Origin of the sequence: Paraburkholderia polaris (assembly GCF_012927345.1) — a bacterium.
Taxonomy (GTDB): domain Bacteria; phylum Pseudomonadota; class Gammaproteobacteria; order Burkholderiales; family Burkholderiaceae; genus Paraburkholderia; species Paraburkholderia polaris.
In genome coordinates this window covers 199226-215113 of record NZ_JABBGJ010000001.1, presented here as the reverse complement: position 1 = coordinate 215113, position 15888 = coordinate 199226, and the positions used below count along the sequence as shown (strand labels likewise).

Annotated in this window: 18 protein-coding genes; 14 read left to right on the top strand and 4 right to left on the bottom strand. The window is 63.0% G+C overall.

Annotated features, from left to right (window positions below; all coding sequences use genetic code 11):
• Window positions 1–118 precede the first annotated feature (118 nt).
• The 4 genes from HHL24_RS00875 to HHL24_RS00860 all read left to right on the top strand — a co-directional run bounded on the left by HHL24_RS00875 (window position 119) and on the right by HHL24_RS00860 (window position 3658).
• On the top strand, window positions 119–871 hold the full coding sequence (locus HHL24_RS00875; protein WP_169483489.1) for a TerC family protein: 753 nt from the start codon (window positions 119–121) through the stop codon (window positions 869–871).
• Window positions 872–1010: 139 nt separating this feature from the next.
• Window positions 1011–1328: a TFIIB-type zinc ribbon-containing protein gene (locus tag HHL24_RS00870; RefSeq protein ID WP_169483488.1), complete on the top strand. Its 318-nt coding sequence runs from the start codon at window positions 1011–1013 to the stop codon at window positions 1326–1328.
• A 335-nt stretch (window positions 1329–1663) separates the two neighbouring features.
• A complete protein-coding gene (locus tag HHL24_RS00865) occupies window positions 1664–2605 on the top strand; it encodes a YVTN family beta-propeller repeat protein (protein ID WP_230417293.1) in 942 nt (313 codons plus the stop codon).
• A gap of 48 nt (window positions 2606–2653) precedes the next feature.
• On the top strand, window positions 2654–3658 hold the full coding sequence (locus HHL24_RS00860) for a sterol desaturase family protein (protein ID WP_169483486.1): 1005 nt from the start codon (window positions 2654–2656) through the stop codon (window positions 3656–3658).
• Window positions 3659–3791: 133 nt separating this feature from the next.
• On the opposite strand, the gene HHL24_RS00855 is transcribed toward HHL24_RS00860, so the two are convergent.
• Both HHL24_RS00855 and HHL24_RS00850 read right to left on the bottom strand, forming a co-directional pair.
• A complete protein-coding gene (locus HHL24_RS00855) occupies window positions 3792–4613 on the bottom strand; it encodes a DUF2182 domain-containing protein (RefSeq protein ID WP_230417287.1) in 822 nt (273 codons plus the stop codon).
• A 41-nt stretch (window positions 4614–4654) separates the two neighbouring features.
• Window positions 4655–5425: a DUF899 domain-containing protein gene (locus tag HHL24_RS00850; protein ID WP_169483484.1), complete on the bottom strand. Its 771-nt coding sequence runs from the start codon at window positions 5423–5425 to the stop codon at window positions 4655–4657.
• Between the two features lie 129 nt (window positions 5426–5554).
• On the opposite strand from HHL24_RS00850, the gene HHL24_RS00845 reads away from it, so the two are divergent.
• Together HHL24_RS00845 and HHL24_RS00840 are read left to right on the top strand one after the other, a co-directional pair.
• A complete protein-coding gene (locus tag HHL24_RS00845; protein ID WP_169483483.1) occupies window positions 5555–6775 on the top strand; it encodes a helix-turn-helix domain-containing protein in 1221 nt (406 codons plus the stop codon).
• Window positions 6776–6784: 9 nt separating this feature from the next.
• Window positions 6785–7453, top strand: coding sequence for a Vgb family protein (locus tag HHL24_RS00840; protein WP_169483482.1), 669 nt, complete (start codon window positions 6785–6787; stop codon window positions 7451–7453).
• 34 nt (window positions 7454–7487) lie between these two features.
• Here HHL24_RS00840 and HHL24_RS00835 read toward each other — a convergent pair whose 3' ends face one another.
• Window positions 7488–8135, bottom strand: coding sequence for a helix-turn-helix domain-containing protein (locus HHL24_RS00835; protein ID WP_169483481.1), 648 nt, complete (start codon window positions 8133–8135; stop codon window positions 7488–7490).
• A gap of 138 nt (window positions 8136–8273) precedes the next feature.
• Between HHL24_RS00835 and HHL24_RS00830 the strand changes: the two genes are divergently transcribed.
• Both HHL24_RS00830 and HHL24_RS00825 read left to right on the top strand, forming a co-directional pair.
• The gene (locus HHL24_RS00830; protein ID WP_169483480.1) at window positions 8274–8630 is read left to right on the top strand and encodes a RidA family protein; all 357 of its coding nucleotides are present in this window, start codon (window positions 8274–8276) and stop codon (window positions 8628–8630) included.
• A 26-nt stretch (window positions 8631–8656) separates the two neighbouring features.
• Entirely contained in the window at window positions 8657–9889 is a 1233-nt protein-coding gene (locus HHL24_RS00825; protein WP_169483583.1) for an NAD(P)/FAD-dependent oxidoreductase, read from the top strand.
• A gap of 103 nt (window positions 9890–9992) precedes the next feature.
• On the opposite strand, the gene HHL24_RS00820 is transcribed toward HHL24_RS00825, so the two are convergent.
• Window positions 9993–10925 (bottom strand): response regulator transcription factor, encoded by a 933-nt coding sequence (locus HHL24_RS00820; protein ID WP_329606560.1) that lies wholly within the window; start codon window positions 10923–10925, stop codon window positions 9993–9995.
• A gap of 153 nt (window positions 10926–11078) precedes the next feature.
• Between HHL24_RS00820 and HHL24_RS00815 the strand changes: the two genes are divergently transcribed.
• Genes HHL24_RS00815 through HHL24_RS00790 form a run of 6 tightly spaced genes read left to right on the top strand, consistent with a single transcriptional unit; the run spans window position 11079 to window position 15881 of the window.
• On the top strand, window positions 11079–11717 hold the full coding sequence (locus HHL24_RS00815) for an energy transducer TonB (protein WP_169483479.1): 639 nt from the start codon (window positions 11079–11081) through the stop codon (window positions 11715–11717).
• A 55-nt stretch (window positions 11718–11772) separates the two neighbouring features.
• Window positions 11773–12561 (top strand): MotA/TolQ/ExbB proton channel family protein, encoded by a 789-nt coding sequence (locus HHL24_RS00810; RefSeq protein ID WP_169483478.1) that lies wholly within the window; start codon window positions 11773–11775, stop codon window positions 12559–12561.
• Between the two features lie 3 nt (window positions 12562–12564).
• Window positions 12565–12996, top strand: coding sequence for an ExbD/TolR family protein (locus HHL24_RS00805; RefSeq protein ID WP_169483477.1), 432 nt, complete (start codon window positions 12565–12567; stop codon window positions 12994–12996).
• 28 nt (window positions 12997–13024) lie between these two features.
• A complete protein-coding gene (locus HHL24_RS00800; RefSeq protein WP_169483476.1) occupies window positions 13025–13453 on the top strand; it encodes an ExbD/TolR family protein in 429 nt (142 codons plus the stop codon).
• 24 nt (window positions 13454–13477) lie between these two features.
• Window positions 13478–14839, top strand: a complete 1362-nt coding sequence (locus tag HHL24_RS00795; RefSeq protein WP_169483475.1) for an MFS transporter — start codon at window positions 13478–13480, stop codon at window positions 14837–14839.
• 22 nt (window positions 14840–14861) lie between these two features.
• On the top strand, window positions 14862–15881 hold the full coding sequence (locus tag HHL24_RS00790) for a dipeptide epimerase (protein WP_230417286.1): 1020 nt from the start codon (window positions 14862–14864) through the stop codon (window positions 15879–15881).
• The last annotated feature ends 7 nt before the right edge of the window (window positions 15882–15888 follow it).

Here is a 15888-nt window from a genome sequence, read left to right as displayed (position 1 = left end):
GGAGACACTTCGAAAAAAACGATATATCGATCAGATTATCACTGATTTATCCGAACCATGAAGACGGCGATGATGACGGCATACCGACGTTACCCGTTACCCTTCGCTCACGGACCCCATGGACGCTCTACTCATACTCGTTGCCGACCCCGCCGCATGGGCTGCGCTTCTCACGCTGGTCGTGATGGAAATCGTGCTCGGCATCGACAACCTGATCTTCATCTCGATCCTCAGCAACAAGCTTCCGGAAGCACAGCGCGCACGCATACAGCGCATGGGCATCATGCTCGCGCTCGTGTTGCGGCTCGGCCTGCTCGGCACCGTCGCGTGGATCGCGCAACTGACCGCGCCCGCCGTGACGCTCCTCGGCCACGCGTTTTCATGGCGCGATCTGATCCTGCTTGGTGGCGGCCTGTTCCTCGTCTGGAAGGCGACGAGTGAAATCCACCACAACGTCGTCCATGCAGAAGAAGTACGCAACAAGGCGAACGCCACAGTGCAGTTGACCGCAATGGCTGCGATTGGACAAATCCTGGTGCTCGATATCGTGTTTTCGGTCGACAGCATCATCACTGCGGTCGGGATGACCGAGCACATGCCGATCATGTTCATTGCCGTGATTGCCGCGGTCGCGGTGATGCTGTTCGCCGCCAACCCGCTGTCGCGCTTCATCGATCGTAATCCGACCATCGTCATGCTCGCGCTCGGCTTCCTGCTCGTGATCGGCATGACGCTCATCGCAGAGGGTTTTGGTTCACACGTGCCGAAGGCTTACATCTATGCGGCCATGGCGTTCTCCGCGTTTGTCGAGGCACTGAACATGCTCGTGCGCCGGGCGAAATCGAAGCAGGCGGTTGGCGCAGAGCAATAAGCGCCCGTGTTACGGCCACGCACGAAAAGAGCAGCTCGACATGCTCGAACGAAGTGCCGCCGGATAGTTTTTTGTGCCGGGATCGGGCGGCTCATCAGATTGAACGCTCGCTGTCTTTTTACTCTTGAGGAGCAACGAAATGAAATGTCCCGTTTGCAAGACCACTGACTTGCTGATGACCGAGCGACGCTCGATCGAAATCGACTACTGCCCGGTCTGCCGGGGCATCTGGCTCGATCGCGGTGAACTCGACAAGCTGATCGCGCAGGACGCCGGCAGCGACGACGGGTTGGCGAGCGCTACCGCACGCACGAGCCGGGACGGCCATCCGGATCGGGATAGGGATCGCCATCGCGACCATGCGTACGACAACAACCGCACGTATGACAATCACCGAACGGATTATCGGGGACACAAGAAGAAGCGCTCGCTGTTCGATATGTTCGATTTCGACTGAACGTATCCGCGAGTACAAGAATCAAACAGCTATTTTTAGATCAAGGGCGCGCGCTGTTGCCAGCCGCGCCCTTTCACTTTTTCCATCTGACATGGACTCAGCATCGTCGAACCCTTCATATAAATAACTATCTGTCGCGTGTCATCGACAGAGCGAACTGGCGCGTTAAGGCGTTAACGGGTTAAGCGCAGTCTACGCGCGGAATCCCTTTGCGCCCGCCGCCACGATGTTCCCCCAAATTGTTTTCCTGCCCGTCTATCGTTCAGATGCCAATTTCTATCGTTTCGATTACAAAAGCCAGCGCGCTTGCCGCGCTAACTTACTGCACGCTAACCATGGCGATGCCGGCGCAGGCAGCCGACAACGTGATCGTGCTCGATTCCGGCGAAGCCCAACTGACGCTGATCGATCCCGCTACGCACAAGGTCATCGGCACGGAGCCGACCGGTAAGGAACCGCATCATCTGATGATTACGCCCGACGGTCACTCGCTCATCGTCGCCGATTCGATCTCGAACAATCTCATGTTTCTCGATCCGCATACCGGCAAGGTACAGCGCAAGGTCGAAGATATTGAAGACCCCTATCAGCTCGGTTTCTCGCCCGATCACAAATGGTTCGTGACGGCAGGCCTGCGACTGGATCGCGTCGACGTGTACCACTACGACGGCCAGAACATGACGCTCGCCAAACGCGTCCCGCTCTCGAAGACACCAAGCCACATGACGTTCTCGTCCGATAGCAAGATCGTGTTCGTCACGCTGCAAGACACGGGCGAAGTGGCCGCGATCGATCTGGCAACGCAGTCGGTGCTCTGGAAACTGCATATTGGCAATACGCCCGCCGGCCTCTGGATGACGCCGGGCGACCGCTATCTGTTGATCGGTATGACGGGCGAAGACGACGTCGCCGTGATTGACTGGCACAAACAACAAGTCGTGAAGAAAATCCAGACTGGGCGCGGCGCGCACAACTTCCGCAACCTCGACGACGGCCATCACGTGGCTGTCACGAACCGTGTGGAAAGCACGATCAGCATTCTCGATTACAACACGTTGACGAAGACCGCCGACATCACCGGACTCATGCCTGGCCCTGACGACATGGAACTGTCCGCGGATCACCGTTATTTGTGGGTCACATTCCGTTTTGCGCGCCATGTCGGCATCATTGATCTGACGACACATAAACTTATCGACGCAATCGCTGTCGGACGCTCACCGCACGGTTTGTATTTTGCGAACCGTGCGCCCGTGTATGCGCCCAATCCAGACTGAACAGGCTTTCGTTTCGATGACAGTACCCGCAATTTCAAGAGGTTTTCGATGATCCACGAAATCGTCGCGCAACTCGACAATGGCATCTCGACGTTGCAGACACTCCTGTACGTCGACGTAGTGCAGCCGTTTTTCTATCGCTTCGGCCTGATGGGATACGACGAGGATACCTACGATGCACTCTATTGGGTGATCGTCGGTGTGTTGGAAATCCTGGTCACGTATATCGCCTTGCGGCCGCTGGAAGCGTTGCGGCCCATCGAGGCGTGGTCCGATCGAAAAGCGCTGCGCGCCGATGTGATCTACACGTGGATCGCCAAACTCGGCATCATCAATATCGCGTTCTTCTTCATGTTGCAGCCGCTGTTCGATCACTGGCAGAGTCTGATGGCGATCTACAACGTGCCGAACATCGACGTCGACGGACTGTGGCCGGGGGTCACCGATCAGCCGGTTGTGTCGTTCCTCATCTATCTGATCGTGCTCGATTTCTTCGGGTACTGGTATCACCGTTGGCAGCACCGCTTCGGCGTGTGGTGGGAACTGCACGCGGTGCACCACAGCCAGCAACAGATGTCGTTGTGGGCCGACGACCGCAATCACTTTCTCGACGACATCATTCAGGCGGCGTTCTTCGCCGCGGTTTCGCTGTTCATCGGCGTGCAGCCGACGCAGTTCGTCGTGCTGGTAGCGGTCGGCAATTTCATGCAAAGCGTGCAGCACGTGAACGCGCGGTTGCCGTATGGATGGTTGCTCGAACGCGTGATCGTGAGCCCGATTTTTCATCGGCGTCATCACGCAATTGGCTACGGCCACGAAGGTACGCGCTACGGCTGTAACTTCGGCGTGCTGTTTCCGTGGTGGGACATGATGTTCAGGACCGCGTCGTGGGATCCTACCGTCGAGCCGACCGGCATTCGTGACCAGTTGCCCGTACCGCACGGTGCCGCGCGCTCCTATGGCGACGGTTTGATCGCACAGCAATGGCGCGCGTTTGGCCGCATCGCCATGCGTCTGCGGGGGCAACGCAATTACGGCGGCGTGACAGACTGATCGTCATCGCCATGGAGCGGGCGCGGTTCTCACCGCGGCCCGCTCGTCCGGTCGAAGATCGCGGCTGAAGCTCCGGCTGCTACCGCGAAAGCCATCCAGCGAAAAACGAGCGATTTGCGGTGGCGCGGGGGCCTCATCCCAACCCGACTGCTCGCGCGATTAGCAACGCCCCTCCGGCGACGATACCGGCCCCAATCACGCGCGCCGCCCGCTCACCACGCGGGGCAAGGCGTTCGACAGTGATAGCCGCGGTCACGACAGCCATCACGCGCAAATCCATGACCCCGGCAACAAGAAGGACCATCGTCAGGCCGGCGCAGCAGTAGCTGCAGTGGAGACCGAGGCGCAAGCCGTGCCGCCATGCCGTGGCGGCGTCTGCGGGCAACGCGCGCGCCGCGGGCACCAGAAGGCAGCGCCCCGGCGTCTCACGACAGCAGGCAAGGCGGCGTGCCTTCCACGCGGTGAACTGCAGCGCCCCGGTGATCAGCACAACCACACCGACCGCGAGCGGAACGGCGCGCGCCAGCGCCGGTAATTCCATCTCGAGCGCCGCCAGCGCAACGCCCAGCGGAAATGCGACCATACCGAACGCGGTCCAAACGAAGAAGTACCCCGAGCCTACTAGCACCGTCAGCCAGCCCAGGCGCGCCTCGTCCGTCCCGCTGACGGCCTGGCGATAGCGCCACAGCATGGGGACGAGCGATGGCAGCATCATCGCGACCATCATCACGATCCACATGCCGAGGAACGACGCCGCGACGCCGGGCCACGTCTGTCCGCACATCCGCATCCACGCCGTCGACATCGCCCAGCCGCCGGGCATCGGCATCTCGCCCATCGCCGACATGGACGCAGCGTCGACGATCGTCACCGCCGCGCTGACGGCGAAGAGGAGTGCCGAGACGCCGAAGAAGGCCCACTGCGAAACTGGCACGTCGATCGAGCGTCCCGACATCTCGCATCTCCCGGTTGCGCTAACGTGTCCCATCGTCTGACTCAGCGCTTCTCGTACTCGTCGTGGCGCTTCCACCAGACCCCCGTCTCGTTGCGACCCTTCGGAGCGCGGTCCAGCCACTGGTACATGCCCCAGATGCCGTCCACGCCGCGCGCATAGGTGGAATACGTGTGATAGACGACACCGTCCTCGAGGACGAACGCGCTCAAACCCGGTCTGTCTCGCGTGTACGTCGCCGCGTCGGTTCCGCAGGTGGCTGCGAACTGCGCGACGGGCTCCGGGACGGCCTGGGTCTCGTCCATCGCGTGGCCGCCGCGCTCGTAGTTGTATTCGATGCTCCCTTCACGCTGTTGCGCCTCAGTGAACGCGATGTTGAAGTCAAAGTTGAAGTCGCTTCCAGCCGACGACGCCCAAGGGAACGTCCACCCCATCCGGCGCTGATACGTCTGCAGCTTCTCGAACGGCGCCCGCGACACCGCCGACAGCGTGACGTCGTGATTCGCCAGATGAACGACGATGCCGTCGAACCCATCCGCGATCGACGAGCACGACGGGCACCCCGCCTTGTAGTCGGGCCCGAACATGAAGTGGTACACGAGGAGCTGCGAGCGTCCTTTGAAGAGGTCTGCCAGCGAGGCACTTCCCGCCTCGGTTTCGAATCGGTACGCCTTGTCGATTCGCACCCAGGGCAGTGCCTGCCGTTGCTGCACCAGCGCGTCGCTCTGCCGCGTGAGCGCCTTCTCCGCCTTGAGCAGTTCGAGCCGCGCCGCCAGCCACTCTTCGCGTGTGCCGGTCGTATGTGTCGTGATCATGCTTGCCTCCTTAGGCGTCCTGCGTCGTTCGTTCAGTTGTCGATACGACGTACTGGTTGGTGGTCATGCTAGATTAGTCACGGGCGTCGAACGGTGGGAGTGACAAGTGTGGCGGGATTCGAATAGACCATGGACTCGCTAGTGACAGCCGCGGCGCGTGCGCTCGCGGCGGGCGACCCGCTCGGCGCGCTGAACCGGGTCGCCTTGCGCGACGACGCGCCTGCGCTCGCGTTGCGAGGCATCGCGATGGCGCAGCTCGGCGATCTCGTTCGAGCGAAAGCGCTTGTGCGAAGTGCCGCGCGCGCCTTCGGCCCGAAAGAGCCTGTGGCCCGCGCAAGATGTGTGGTCGCCGAGGCCGAAATCGCGCTCGCCTCGCGCGATCTGGGCTGGCCCGCGAAGGCGCTCGACGCCGCGCGGGCGACGCTCGAAGCCCACGGTGACCGGCTGAATGCCGCGCATGCGCGGTATCTCGAAGTCCGGCGCCTGCTCTTGATCGGGCGCCTCGACGAGGCCGAGCACTTACTTGCCAAACTCGATCCCGAGCCCTTCCCGCCCGCGCCGAGAGCCGCCCATGAGCTGGTCGTCGCGGGGATCGCGATGCGCCGCCTCCAGACGAAAATAGCGCGCGCGGCGCTCGCGCGGGCTGAGCGCGCCGCGCGCCATGCAGGTATCCCGTCGCTGATGGCGGAGGTCGAGAGCGCACTCCTTCTGCTGAACACGCCCGCGGCCCGGTTGATTGCGCATGGCGAGGAACGGCCCCTCCTGCTCGAGGAGGTCGAGACGTTACTGGCGTCGAAGGCGCTCGTGGTGGACGCGTGCCGTTATGTCGTACGTGAAGCAAACATCGTGGTTCCGCTCGCGAGGCGTCCGGTGTTGTTCGCGCTCGCACGCGCCTTGGCCGAAGCGTGGCCCGAAGACGTGTCGCGGGACGCACTCATCGCGCGGGCATTCCGGACGAAGCACGCTGATGAATCGCATCGCGCGCGGCTGCGCGTCGAAGTCGGGCGGCTTCGCGCGTTGCTTGGGACGCTAGCCGGCATCAGCGCGACGAAGCGGGGCTTTGCGCTGATGCCGCATGGCGCGCGCGAGGTCGTCGTGCTGGCGCGGCCGGTCGAAGAGCCGCATGCAATGGTGCTCGCCTTCCTCTCTGACGGCGAGTCGTGGTCGAGCTCTGCGCTCGCGATTGCGCTGGATGCCAGCCAGCGCACCATGCAGCGGGCACTCGACTCGCTGGCGGCAGCCGGCAAGGTCCAGTCGTTCGGCCGTGGGCGGGCGCGACGCTGGATGACGCCGCCCATGCCCGGATTCACGACGACTTTGTTACTCCCCGCTCCTCTACCGAGTGATTAGGATGGCACCATGAATCGATCAGCCGCCAAAATCGTGCGTGAATACGGTCCCTTTCCGGGTGTCGACCATGTGGGTGGCGTGACGTATGACGGTCAGCGCGTCTGGATTGCTGCCGGTGACAAGCTGAACGCCTTCGATCCGGCGAGCGGAGAAACGCTGCGCTCGATCGATGTCGCCGCGCAGGCAGGAACGGCCTTCGACGGCCAGCATCTGTTCCAGATCGCCGATGATCGCATCCAGAAGATCGATCCGGATACCGGCCGCGTGCTGAGTACGATTCCGGCGCCCGGCGGCGAAGGTAACTCGGGACTTGCGTGGGCCGAAGGGACGCTCTGGGTGGGGCGCTATCGCGACCGGAAGATCCATCAGATCGATCCCCAAACAGGGGCGATTCTTCGCACCCTCGAGTCCAACCGCTTCGTCACCGGGGTCACCTGGAGCAATGGAGAGCTCTGGCACGGCACCTGGGAAGATGACGCGAGCGAGTTGCGGCGAGTCGATCCTCGTACGGGAGAAGTGCTGGAGAGTCTGGAGATGCCGCCCGGCTTGGTCGTGTCGGGGCTGGAAGCCGATGGTGGCGATCAGTTCTTCTGCGGCGGCGGAAACAGCGGCAAGGTGCGAGCCGTACGCCGACCCGCGCGAGACGCCGAGCTTCCCGCCGAGTCTGCGAGCGAGTAGGCGAGACGGGCCGTCATTGCGAAACAGGTTGCGCTCAGATGGCGCCATTCGGCCGATGCTCATCGGTATCGACGCAGCACACCAGCACCTCTGCATCCTCCTTGCTGAGGCTCAAATAGACGTGCCCTACGGCGCTGTCGAAGTACAGACTGTCGCCGGGCATCAATTTGAACGCCTTGCCGCTTTCGAAGCGCAATTCCAGCTTGCCGCTCAACAGGAAGACGAACTCTTCGCCCGAATGCCGGATGTACTCGGGAAAGTCCGACACGGCACGGGCGTGGATGTGCGCACGCATCGGCACCATCTTTTTGCCGGTCAGATTGTTGGCGAGCATGCCGTACTCATAGTTCGGCGTATCGTAGACATGCTGCTTGCCGGCGGCTGTAAACGACGGCTTCATCGGACCGGCCGCCGGTTTGCGGCGCCGCCCGAAGATCGCGTCGAAATCCAGTTCCAGCGAATGCGCGAGCGCCGCAAACTTGTCGTAGGTCAGCGCGATATCGCCGCGCTCCGCCTTGGAGATCGTCGACACCGCAATACCCGAGCGCTCCGACAACTCCGCCAGCGTCAGCCCGCGCGCCTTGCGCGCCTGCCGCAAATGCCCACCGACCAACTTGTGGTCGAGCGCGGGTGGCGCCTCAAGCGTGTCTGCAATCTGCTCTTTCGTCACTGCGTCGACCATCTCACTCATTTTCCGTGGAAATTTTTATTCTCATATACGAGAATTTTCATTTTTCTCGTATATGATAACTCACGCTGCTTGCCCCTTTCTTTCAACGAGTCCGGCCTGAGTGGCGCCGGCATTTCAGCTATCCAAACCATGTCGAACGAAATCAAACGTCTGCAAACGAATGCGCGCATGAGCCAGGTGGTAATCGCCAACGGCATTGTTTATCTGGCCGGCCAGGTGCCTGACACGGCGAACGTCTCCGTGACCGAACAGACCAACGAAATCCTCGCGCGTATCGACACCCTGCTCGAATCGGCGGGCGTCGACCGTACGCGTCTTCTGTCGGCGAACATCTGGCTCAGCGACCCCAAGCATTTCGCGGATTTCAACGCCGTGTGGGACGCATGGGTACCGGCAGGTCACGCCCCCACCCGCGCATGCGTGCAGGCTTTGCTGATGAAGCCGGGTTGCGATGTCGAAGTCGCCGTGACGGCACTTTTGGCATAACCAGCAACAGGTTAGTCATGACCACCATGAAATTCGATGCCGTCGTGCTCGGCGCGGGCATTGTCGGCGTGTGCGTTGCCGTGCATCTTCAGAAACGTGGCCGAAAGGTCGCACTGGTCGACCGCAAGCAGCCCGGCAACGAAACTTCGTTCGGTAACGCCGGGCTGATCCAGCGGGAAGGTGTATATCCCTATGCGTTTCCACGCGACCTCGGCACCTTGCTTCGGTACGCGCGCAATCAGTCGCCGGACGTTCGTTACCATGCCGATGCCATGCTCAAAACGGCACCCTTCCTGTGGCAATACTGGCGCAATTCTCATCCCGCAAAGCACGCCGCTATCGCCAGGTCGTACTCGACGCTGATCGAACATTGCGTGGACGAGCACCGCGCGCTGGCAGCCGACGCCGGCGCCAGCGCGTTATTGCGCCCAACCGGCTGGATAAAGGTGTTCCGCACCGAAGAAGTACAGGACGCGGAAACCCGGCACGCTGAACAGTGGCATCGAGAATATGGCGTCGAGTTCGAATCGCTGGATGCAGGCCACCTGCAACAGAAGGAGCCCGATCTCGACAAGGCCTTGTTAGGTGGCTTGCGCTATACGGCATCCGATTCCGTGAGCGATCCCAACGCGCTCGTCACGGCCTACGCGAAGTATTTCGAAGCGCTGGGTGGACGGTTTTTTATCGGCGATGCGGACTCGCTTCGTGAGGGTTGGGCGGTCGACACGCAAGCTGGAACGATCACCGCTTCATCGGCGGTAGTCGCATTGGGGCCGTGGTCGGATCGGGTAAGTACGCGACTCGGCTACCGGTTGCCGCTTGCGGTCAAACGCGGGTACCACATGCACTATGCGCCGCAGGCAGCAGCCCGTCTGAATCATCCAGTGCTGGACGTCGAGAACGGCTACCTGCTGGCGCCCATGGCAAAGGGCATCCGCTTGACCACGGGGGCGGAAATCGCGCACTGCGACGCGCCCAAAACGCCCACGCAACTCGCCGCGGTCGAGCCGATTGCGCGCACGCTGTTTCCATTGGGCGAGCGTCTCGACAACGAAGCCTGGATGGGACGCCGCCCCTGCACACCCGACATGATGCCGATTATCGGGCCCGCGAAAAATCACAAAGACTTGTGGTTCGCGTTCGGCCATGCACACCACGGGCTGACACTAGGCCCGGTCACGGGCCGGCTGATCGCCGAGATGATGACCCACGAGGAGACGCTCGTGGACACGCGGCCGTTCAGGGTGGAGCGGTTCTAGATCCAGTCCGCACGGCGAGCTCGACCCGTTACGCTGGGATCACATACGGATCGAGCGCCGTATCGAGACTGCGTGCAGTCACGGCAATAGGCGATACGAGGCGCTAACGGTGATTGACATCCAGCATGTAGCCTTCCCCGCGAATCGTGCGGAGCAGTTTGGGTTCCTTGATGTCCTCGCGCAACTTCTGACGCAAGCGTGATATCTGCACGTCGATGCTGCGGTCGAACGCATCGATCGACTTGCCGCGAGCGGTATCCATCAGGTATTCGCGGCTCAGTACACGCCCCGGTGCGGCAAGGAACGCGTTGAGCAAACGAAATTCCGCGTTAGACAACGGGATGACGGTGTTGTCGGCAGCGATAAGGTGGCGGCCAGTCTGGTGAAGCCGCCAACCGGCGAAGCGGCTTTCCTCCTGGGCTCTCGTGCGGCCTTGTGTTTGCGCACGCACGCGGCGCAGGATCGTCTGGATGCGCGCAACCAGTTCACGTGGTTCAAACGGCTTGACGACGTAGTCGTCGGCACCTAATTCCAGCCCAACGATCCGGTCGGTCATCTCGCCGCGCGCGGTCAGGATGATCAGCGGAATCTCCGAAGTCGAACGAATCTCGCGACACAGGTTGAGGCCGTCGTCGTCCGGCAGCATCAGGTCGAGCACCACGAGATCGAAGCCGCCCTCCCGGAGCGCGAGATGCATTTCCGCGCCAGTGGCAGCTTGCGCGGTCGTCATGCCGAAGTCTGCAAGGCAGTCGCACAGCAGGCTGCGAATCTGCGAGTCGTCGTCGACGACGAGAATACGGATGGCTTTGTTCACGGCGTCTTGTCTCCGATGTTGCGACGGTGAGGTGTGGCCCTCACGCTCATTATTGCCCCTCAATATAAGGGCTTTTTGCACGAATTGTTGCAGCTTTGAAATAATTGCCCTGAGCCTTGCCCCACAAGGCCGCCCGGAGAAATCAGCGCGCGTGATGGGGGTTCGCATCATGGATAACCCGCTCCGGATTTTCCCGAAGTCACGCCTCTCTGCATTATCCACCCCCGCCGTCCCGTCTGGCTTTGCGCCTCGTGCCGCAACATTTCCAAACCAGAAAGCGTTTGTGTCAGCGCAGATACAAAGCCGATATGAACCAGAAATGCCCAGGTTTTAACGTGGCTCCCAAGTCATATCGAGGCAGGAGACACGCGGGACATGAACTACGCACAACCCAAACCGCCCGTCCGGCGCATTGGCGGCATCGCCTTCGTGGTCGGATTGCACGCCGTGATCGTCTACGCATTGCTCACCGGTCTCGCGACGAAAGTCGTGGACGTGATTCGTCAGCCGATCGAGACGCGCATCATCGAAGAGATCAAGCCGCCGCCTCCCCCGCCACCGCCGCCGAAGCGGATCGCACCGCCACCGCCGAAACACGTCGCGCCACCGCCGCCGTTCGTGCCGCCGCCCGAAGTGCACGTGGCGGCGCCGCCGTCGCCGAACGCGATCACCACGCAGTCGACCACCCCTGCGCCGTCAGCACCCGTCGCGCCGCCGACACCCCCGGCTCCCGCAGCGCCGGTATCGAAGAGCGTCGGCGTGGTGTGTCCGAACTCGACGCAGGTACGCGCAGCCATTCGCTATCCGCGTGAAGCGCTCAAGGACAACCTGACCGGCGATGTCGTCGTGACGTTTACCGTCGGCACCGACGGCAACGTCAAGGACCTGAGCGTGACCCAATCGGCCGCGCCCGTTCTCGACCGGGCGGCCGAAAACGCCGTGCGGCAGTTCCACTGCGTCGCACAGGGCGAGGAAGTCCGCGTGCAGGTGCCCTTCTCTTTCAAGCTCGATTGAGGCTGCCCTCGACAGCCGTTCCTTTTTATTTGCCAACGCATTTCAGGAGACGTTCATGATCAACCGTACCCGCACGGCCGCCTTACTGACGGCTTTGTCCCTCGCGGCCAGCGCCGCCCATGCCGCCACCGATACGGTGGCGAATCCCTACGGCCTCGATGCGCTCTGGAAGGGCGGCGATCTCATCGCGCGAGGCACGCTGCTCATTCTGGTCATCATGTCCATGGGCAGCTGGTACATCATCGTCGCGAAACTGCTCGAACAGGCGCGTGTGCTGCGCCGCGCGAAGGCGGCGGAGGCGGGTTTCTGGAAAGCGGGCAATCTCGCCGAAGGCACGCGCCAACTGGACGCCGGCAGTCCGTTCCGCTTCATCGCCGAAAAAGGTCTCGCGGCATTCGACCATCACGAAGGCGCGCTGCTCGAACAGGTCGACCTCAACCATTGGGTCGCGGCGGCCATCGAACGAGCAACCAGCGCAGTCTCGAGCCGCTTGCAGGACGGCCTCGCGTTTCTCGGCACCGTCGGTTCGACCGCGCCGTTCGTTGGCCTGTTCGGCACGGTGTGGGGCATTTATCACGCGCTGACGGCCATCGGCATCGCGGGTCAGGCTTCCATCGACAAGGTCGCGGGGCCGGTCGGCGAAGCGCTGATCATGACCGCGATCGGCCTGGCTGTCGCCGTGCCCGCCGTGCTCGGCTACAACTGGCTCGTGCGTCGCAATAAATCCGTGATGGAGCGCGTGCGCGGGTTTTCGACGGAATTGCACATCGTCATCCTGACCGGCAAGACCACTGCCGGGGCCGCCGCCGCGACCAAGGCCGCCGCCCTCTCACGCGTGGGGTGAGCCATGGCCATGACCGTGGGAACCCGCGACGGCGACGATCACGACGAGGTCATGTCGTCCATCAACACGACGCCGCTGGTCGACGTGATGCTGGTGCTGCTGATCATCTTCCTCATCACGATTCCGGTGGTCTCGCACACCGTGCCGGTCACGCTGCCCAAGGAGGCCGTGCAACCGCTGCAGACGACGCCGCAGAACGTGATTCTCGCCGTGACGAAGGAAGGCGACGTGTTCTGGGACGAACGGCGCGTACCCGACGCGGCAACGCTCGTCGAGAAGCTCAAGGTGGTCGCGGTGCAATCGCCGCAACCCGAGGTCCACATCCGCGGCGATCTCGATGCGCGCTACGCCGCCATCGGCCGGGTGGTGTTCGCCTGCCAGCGGGCCGGCATCGCCAAGGTCGACTTCATCACCGAACCGCCGCCGCGCCAGTGATCCATCCACACCAACAAGGAGACCCGAGATGGCGATGACGATGCCCACCGGCGACGGAGACAACGCCGAAGTGATGGTCGAGATCAACACCACGCCGCTAATCGACGTGATGCTCGTCCTGCTCATCATGCTGATCCTCACCATTCCAATCCAGACGAACGCGGTCAAGCTCGACATGCCGACCGGCACGCCGCCGTCACAACCGCAGACGCCGCCCGTGGTGCAGATCGATATCGCGGCCGACGGCACCATCGCGTGGAATGGCGAGACGCTGAGTTCGCGCGCGCAACTGGAAACGCGATTGCGCGACGTAGCCGCCAACCCCGCGCCGACGGAACTGCATTTGCGGCCCGACAAGGCCGCGCCCTACCGCGCCGTCGCAATGGTCATGGCGTCTGCGCAGCGGCTCGGCGCGACCCACATCGGGCTCGTGGGCAACGAGCAGTTCATGCAGTAACCGTTCTCTCATCACAGAGCTCTCATGTTCGACTCCAACCTCGACTTGCCCGCCCCCGCGGCGGCCCAAAGCCCGCCATCGGACTCACCCGCCGGACCGCTCGCGTGGTTCGGTCTGGCGATTCTCGTGATCGTGGCGTTCTTCGCGTTCGTCGACCGTCAGATGCTGATCTTGCTGACGGAACCCATCCGCCACGATTTCGGGCTGACCGACACGCAAATCGGCCTGATGCAGGGCGCGGGCATCGCCCTCTTCGCAGGCGTGGCTTCGTTGCCGATCGGCTGGGTCGCCGACCGCGTGGATCGCCGTGTGGTGCTGGCGGCGTGCGTCCTCGTCTGGAGCGCTGCCACCGCGATCTGCGGCATGACCGCCGACTTCTGGCAGTTGTTCATCGCCACCGTCGGGCTGGGGATCGGCGAAGCCGGACTGGTGCCGGTGATCTACGGCCTGATTCCCGATCTCTTCCCCGCGCGTCAACGCGTGCTCGCCAATGCAATCTTCGCTCTCGCCAACCTGTTGGGCGCGGGTGCGGGGATGGCGCTCGGCGGCGCGCTGATGCACGGCATCGCAGCGGTGCACAGCGCGTTGCCCGCCGGACTGGCCGATCTCGCGCCGTGGCGGCTCGCGTTCTTTGCCGTTGCCTTGCCGGCACCCTTGCTGGTCGTGCTAGTCGTACTCATCCGGCCCGGACGCCACGGCGCCACTGACGATCCCGCGTCTCGTCACCGGTCGTCCACGCCGCTGCCGTCCGCGCCGGTCTATTTCCGGCGGGAAGGCACCATGATGCTCAAATTCTTCGGCGCAATCGGACTCGTCAACCTGTCGTTCGGCGGGGTGGCGACGTGGATGCCGGTCGTAGCGGTGCGAACGTTCGGCGCCACGCCGGCCGAAGCGGGTGGTGGCATGGGCGTGGCGGCGATGGCCGGCGGTATCGCGGGTTGCGTGCTCAGCGGACTCGTGGCCGGCCGCATGAGGGCGCGCTTCGGTGTGCTCGCGCCCCTGCGTGTCTGCGAATGTGGCGCGCTGGCCGCCGGCGGCCTGTCGTTCCTCTATCTGGCAGTTGGCTCGGTCACGCCGGTCTACGCGCTGTTCGGCATCCAGCTCGCCTGCATGGTCGCAGGCATGGTGCTGTTTCCCACCATCATGCAGAACATCTGTCCGGCGCATCTGCGCTCGCGCGTGGCGGCGATCGGCGCGCTGACGTCGATCGTCGTGCAATCCGGCAGCCCTGTGTTTATCGGTTTCATGTCGGACCGTCTGCATGCGCTCAGCCAGGGCTTGTTGTGGTCGATTGTCGGCGTGGCGGCGTTCGGCTTCTTTGCCGCCTGCATTTTGATGCGCGCGGCCGGTCGCGGTGTACGCAACGCAATCGAACGCTATGCGTGATTCTCTTCTCCCCCCCTCTCCCATGGCACTGCGCACACTCTCACTCTCGCTGCGTATCGAACGTTGGCCATTGGCCGTTCCGTTCCACATCACCGGCCACGTTATCGACGCCGCTCGCCTCGTGAGCGTGACCATCGACGACGGACACCACACCGGCAACGGCGAAGCATCCGGCGTCTTCTATCTCGGCGAAACACCGGAATCGATCGCCGCGCAAATCGAGAGGGTGCGAGCGTCGATCGAAGCGGGCATCACACGCGCGCAGCTACTCGACGTGTTGCCGCCCGGCGGCGCGCGCAACGCGATCGATGCAGCGTTGTGGGCGCTCGAGTCACAACGGCAAGCCGTGCCCGTCTGGCGCGTGGCGGGCCTGCCCGCTCCGCGTGCGTTGCTGACCACGATGACGATCGGCGTGGACACACCGCACGCGATGGCTGAGGCCGCACGGGCACTGACACACGCCAGGGCGCTCAAGATCAAACTGGACGGCACCGCCGCCGACGCCGCGCGCCTCGAGGCAATCCGTGAGATACGCCCGGAAGTGCCGCTCGCCGTCGACGCGAATCAGGGCTGGTCACGCGCGCACTTCGACGCGATGATCCCGGTCCTGCAACAGCTTGGCGTCGGCATGCTCGAACAGCCGTTCGCGATTGGCACGGACGCCTGTCTCGAGCATATCGATTGTCCAATCCCGCTAGCGGCCGACGAATCGTTTCAGGATCTTGCGGATCTGCCGACCGTTGCGCGCCGCTACGACATCGTGAATATCAAGCTCGATAAATGCGGCGGCCTGACGCGCGCGCTCGATCTCGCTTCGCACGTCCGCGAGGCCGGCCTGTCCGTGATGGTCGGTTGCATGGCAGGCACCTCGTTAGCGATCGCGCCCGCCTTCCTGCTCGGACAACAGTGCGATCACGTCGATCTCGACGGACCGATCTTCCTCGCGCGCGATCGCGAGCCAGGCGTCACCTACACCGACGGCCTGCTGCATTGCCCGCCCCACACCTGGGGCCACTCGGGCGTTACCGCTTCCTCTCGCTGAGCGATCG

Excerpts from the sequence above, each read along its gene's own strand:
- HHL24_RS00875 (WP_169483489.1), top strand. The coding sequence starts at position 119 with ATGGACGCTCTACTCATACTCGTTGCCGACCCCGCCGCATGGGCTGCG.
- HHL24_RS00870 (WP_169483488.1), top strand. The coding sequence starts at position 1,011 with ATGAAATGTCCCGTTTGCAAGACCACTGACTTGCTGATGACCGAGCGA.
- HHL24_RS00865 (WP_230417293.1), top strand. The coding sequence starts at position 1,664 with ATGGCGATGCCGGCGCAGGCAGCCGACAACGTGATCGTGCTCGATTCC.
- HHL24_RS00860 (WP_169483486.1), top strand. The coding sequence starts at position 2,654 with ATGATCCACGAAATCGTCGCGCAACTCGACAATGGCATCTCGACGTTG.
- HHL24_RS00855 (WP_230417287.1), bottom strand. The coding sequence starts at position 4,613 with ATGTCGGGACGCTCGATCGACGTGCCAGTTTCGCAGTGGGCCTTCTTC.
- HHL24_RS00850 (WP_169483484.1), bottom strand. The coding sequence starts at position 5,425 with ATGATCACGACACATACGACCGGCACACGCGAAGAGTGGCTGGCGGCG.
- HHL24_RS00845 (WP_169483483.1), top strand. The coding sequence starts at position 5,555 with ATGGACTCGCTAGTGACAGCCGCGGCGCGTGCGCTCGCGGCGGGCGAC.
- HHL24_RS00840 (WP_169483482.1), top strand. The coding sequence starts at position 6,785 with ATGAATCGATCAGCCGCCAAAATCGTGCGTGAATACGGTCCCTTTCCG.
- HHL24_RS00835 (WP_169483481.1), bottom strand. The coding sequence starts at position 8,135 with ATGGTCGACGCAGTGACGAAAGAGCAGATTGCAGACACGCTTGAGGCG.
- HHL24_RS00830 (WP_169483480.1), top strand. The coding sequence starts at position 8,274 with ATGTCGAACGAAATCAAACGTCTGCAAACGAATGCGCGCATGAGCCAG.
- HHL24_RS00825 (WP_169483583.1), top strand. The coding sequence starts at position 8,657 with ATGAAATTCGATGCCGTCGTGCTCGGCGCGGGCATTGTCGGCGTGTGC.
- HHL24_RS00815 (WP_169483479.1), top strand. The coding sequence starts at position 11,079 with ATGAACTACGCACAACCCAAACCGCCCGTCCGGCGCATTGGCGGCATC.
- HHL24_RS00810 (WP_169483478.1), top strand. The coding sequence starts at position 11,773 with ATGATCAACCGTACCCGCACGGCCGCCTTACTGACGGCTTTGTCCCTC.
- HHL24_RS00805 (WP_169483477.1), top strand. The coding sequence starts at position 12,565 with ATGGCCATGACCGTGGGAACCCGCGACGGCGACGATCACGACGAGGTC.
- HHL24_RS00800 (WP_169483476.1), top strand. The coding sequence starts at position 13,025 with ATGGCGATGACGATGCCCACCGGCGACGGAGACAACGCCGAAGTGATG.
- HHL24_RS00795 (WP_169483475.1), top strand. The coding sequence starts at position 13,478 with ATGTTCGACTCCAACCTCGACTTGCCCGCCCCCGCGGCGGCCCAAAGC.
- HHL24_RS00790 (WP_230417286.1), top strand. The coding sequence starts at position 14,862 with ATGGCACTGCGCACACTCTCACTCTCGCTGCGTATCGAACGTTGGCCA.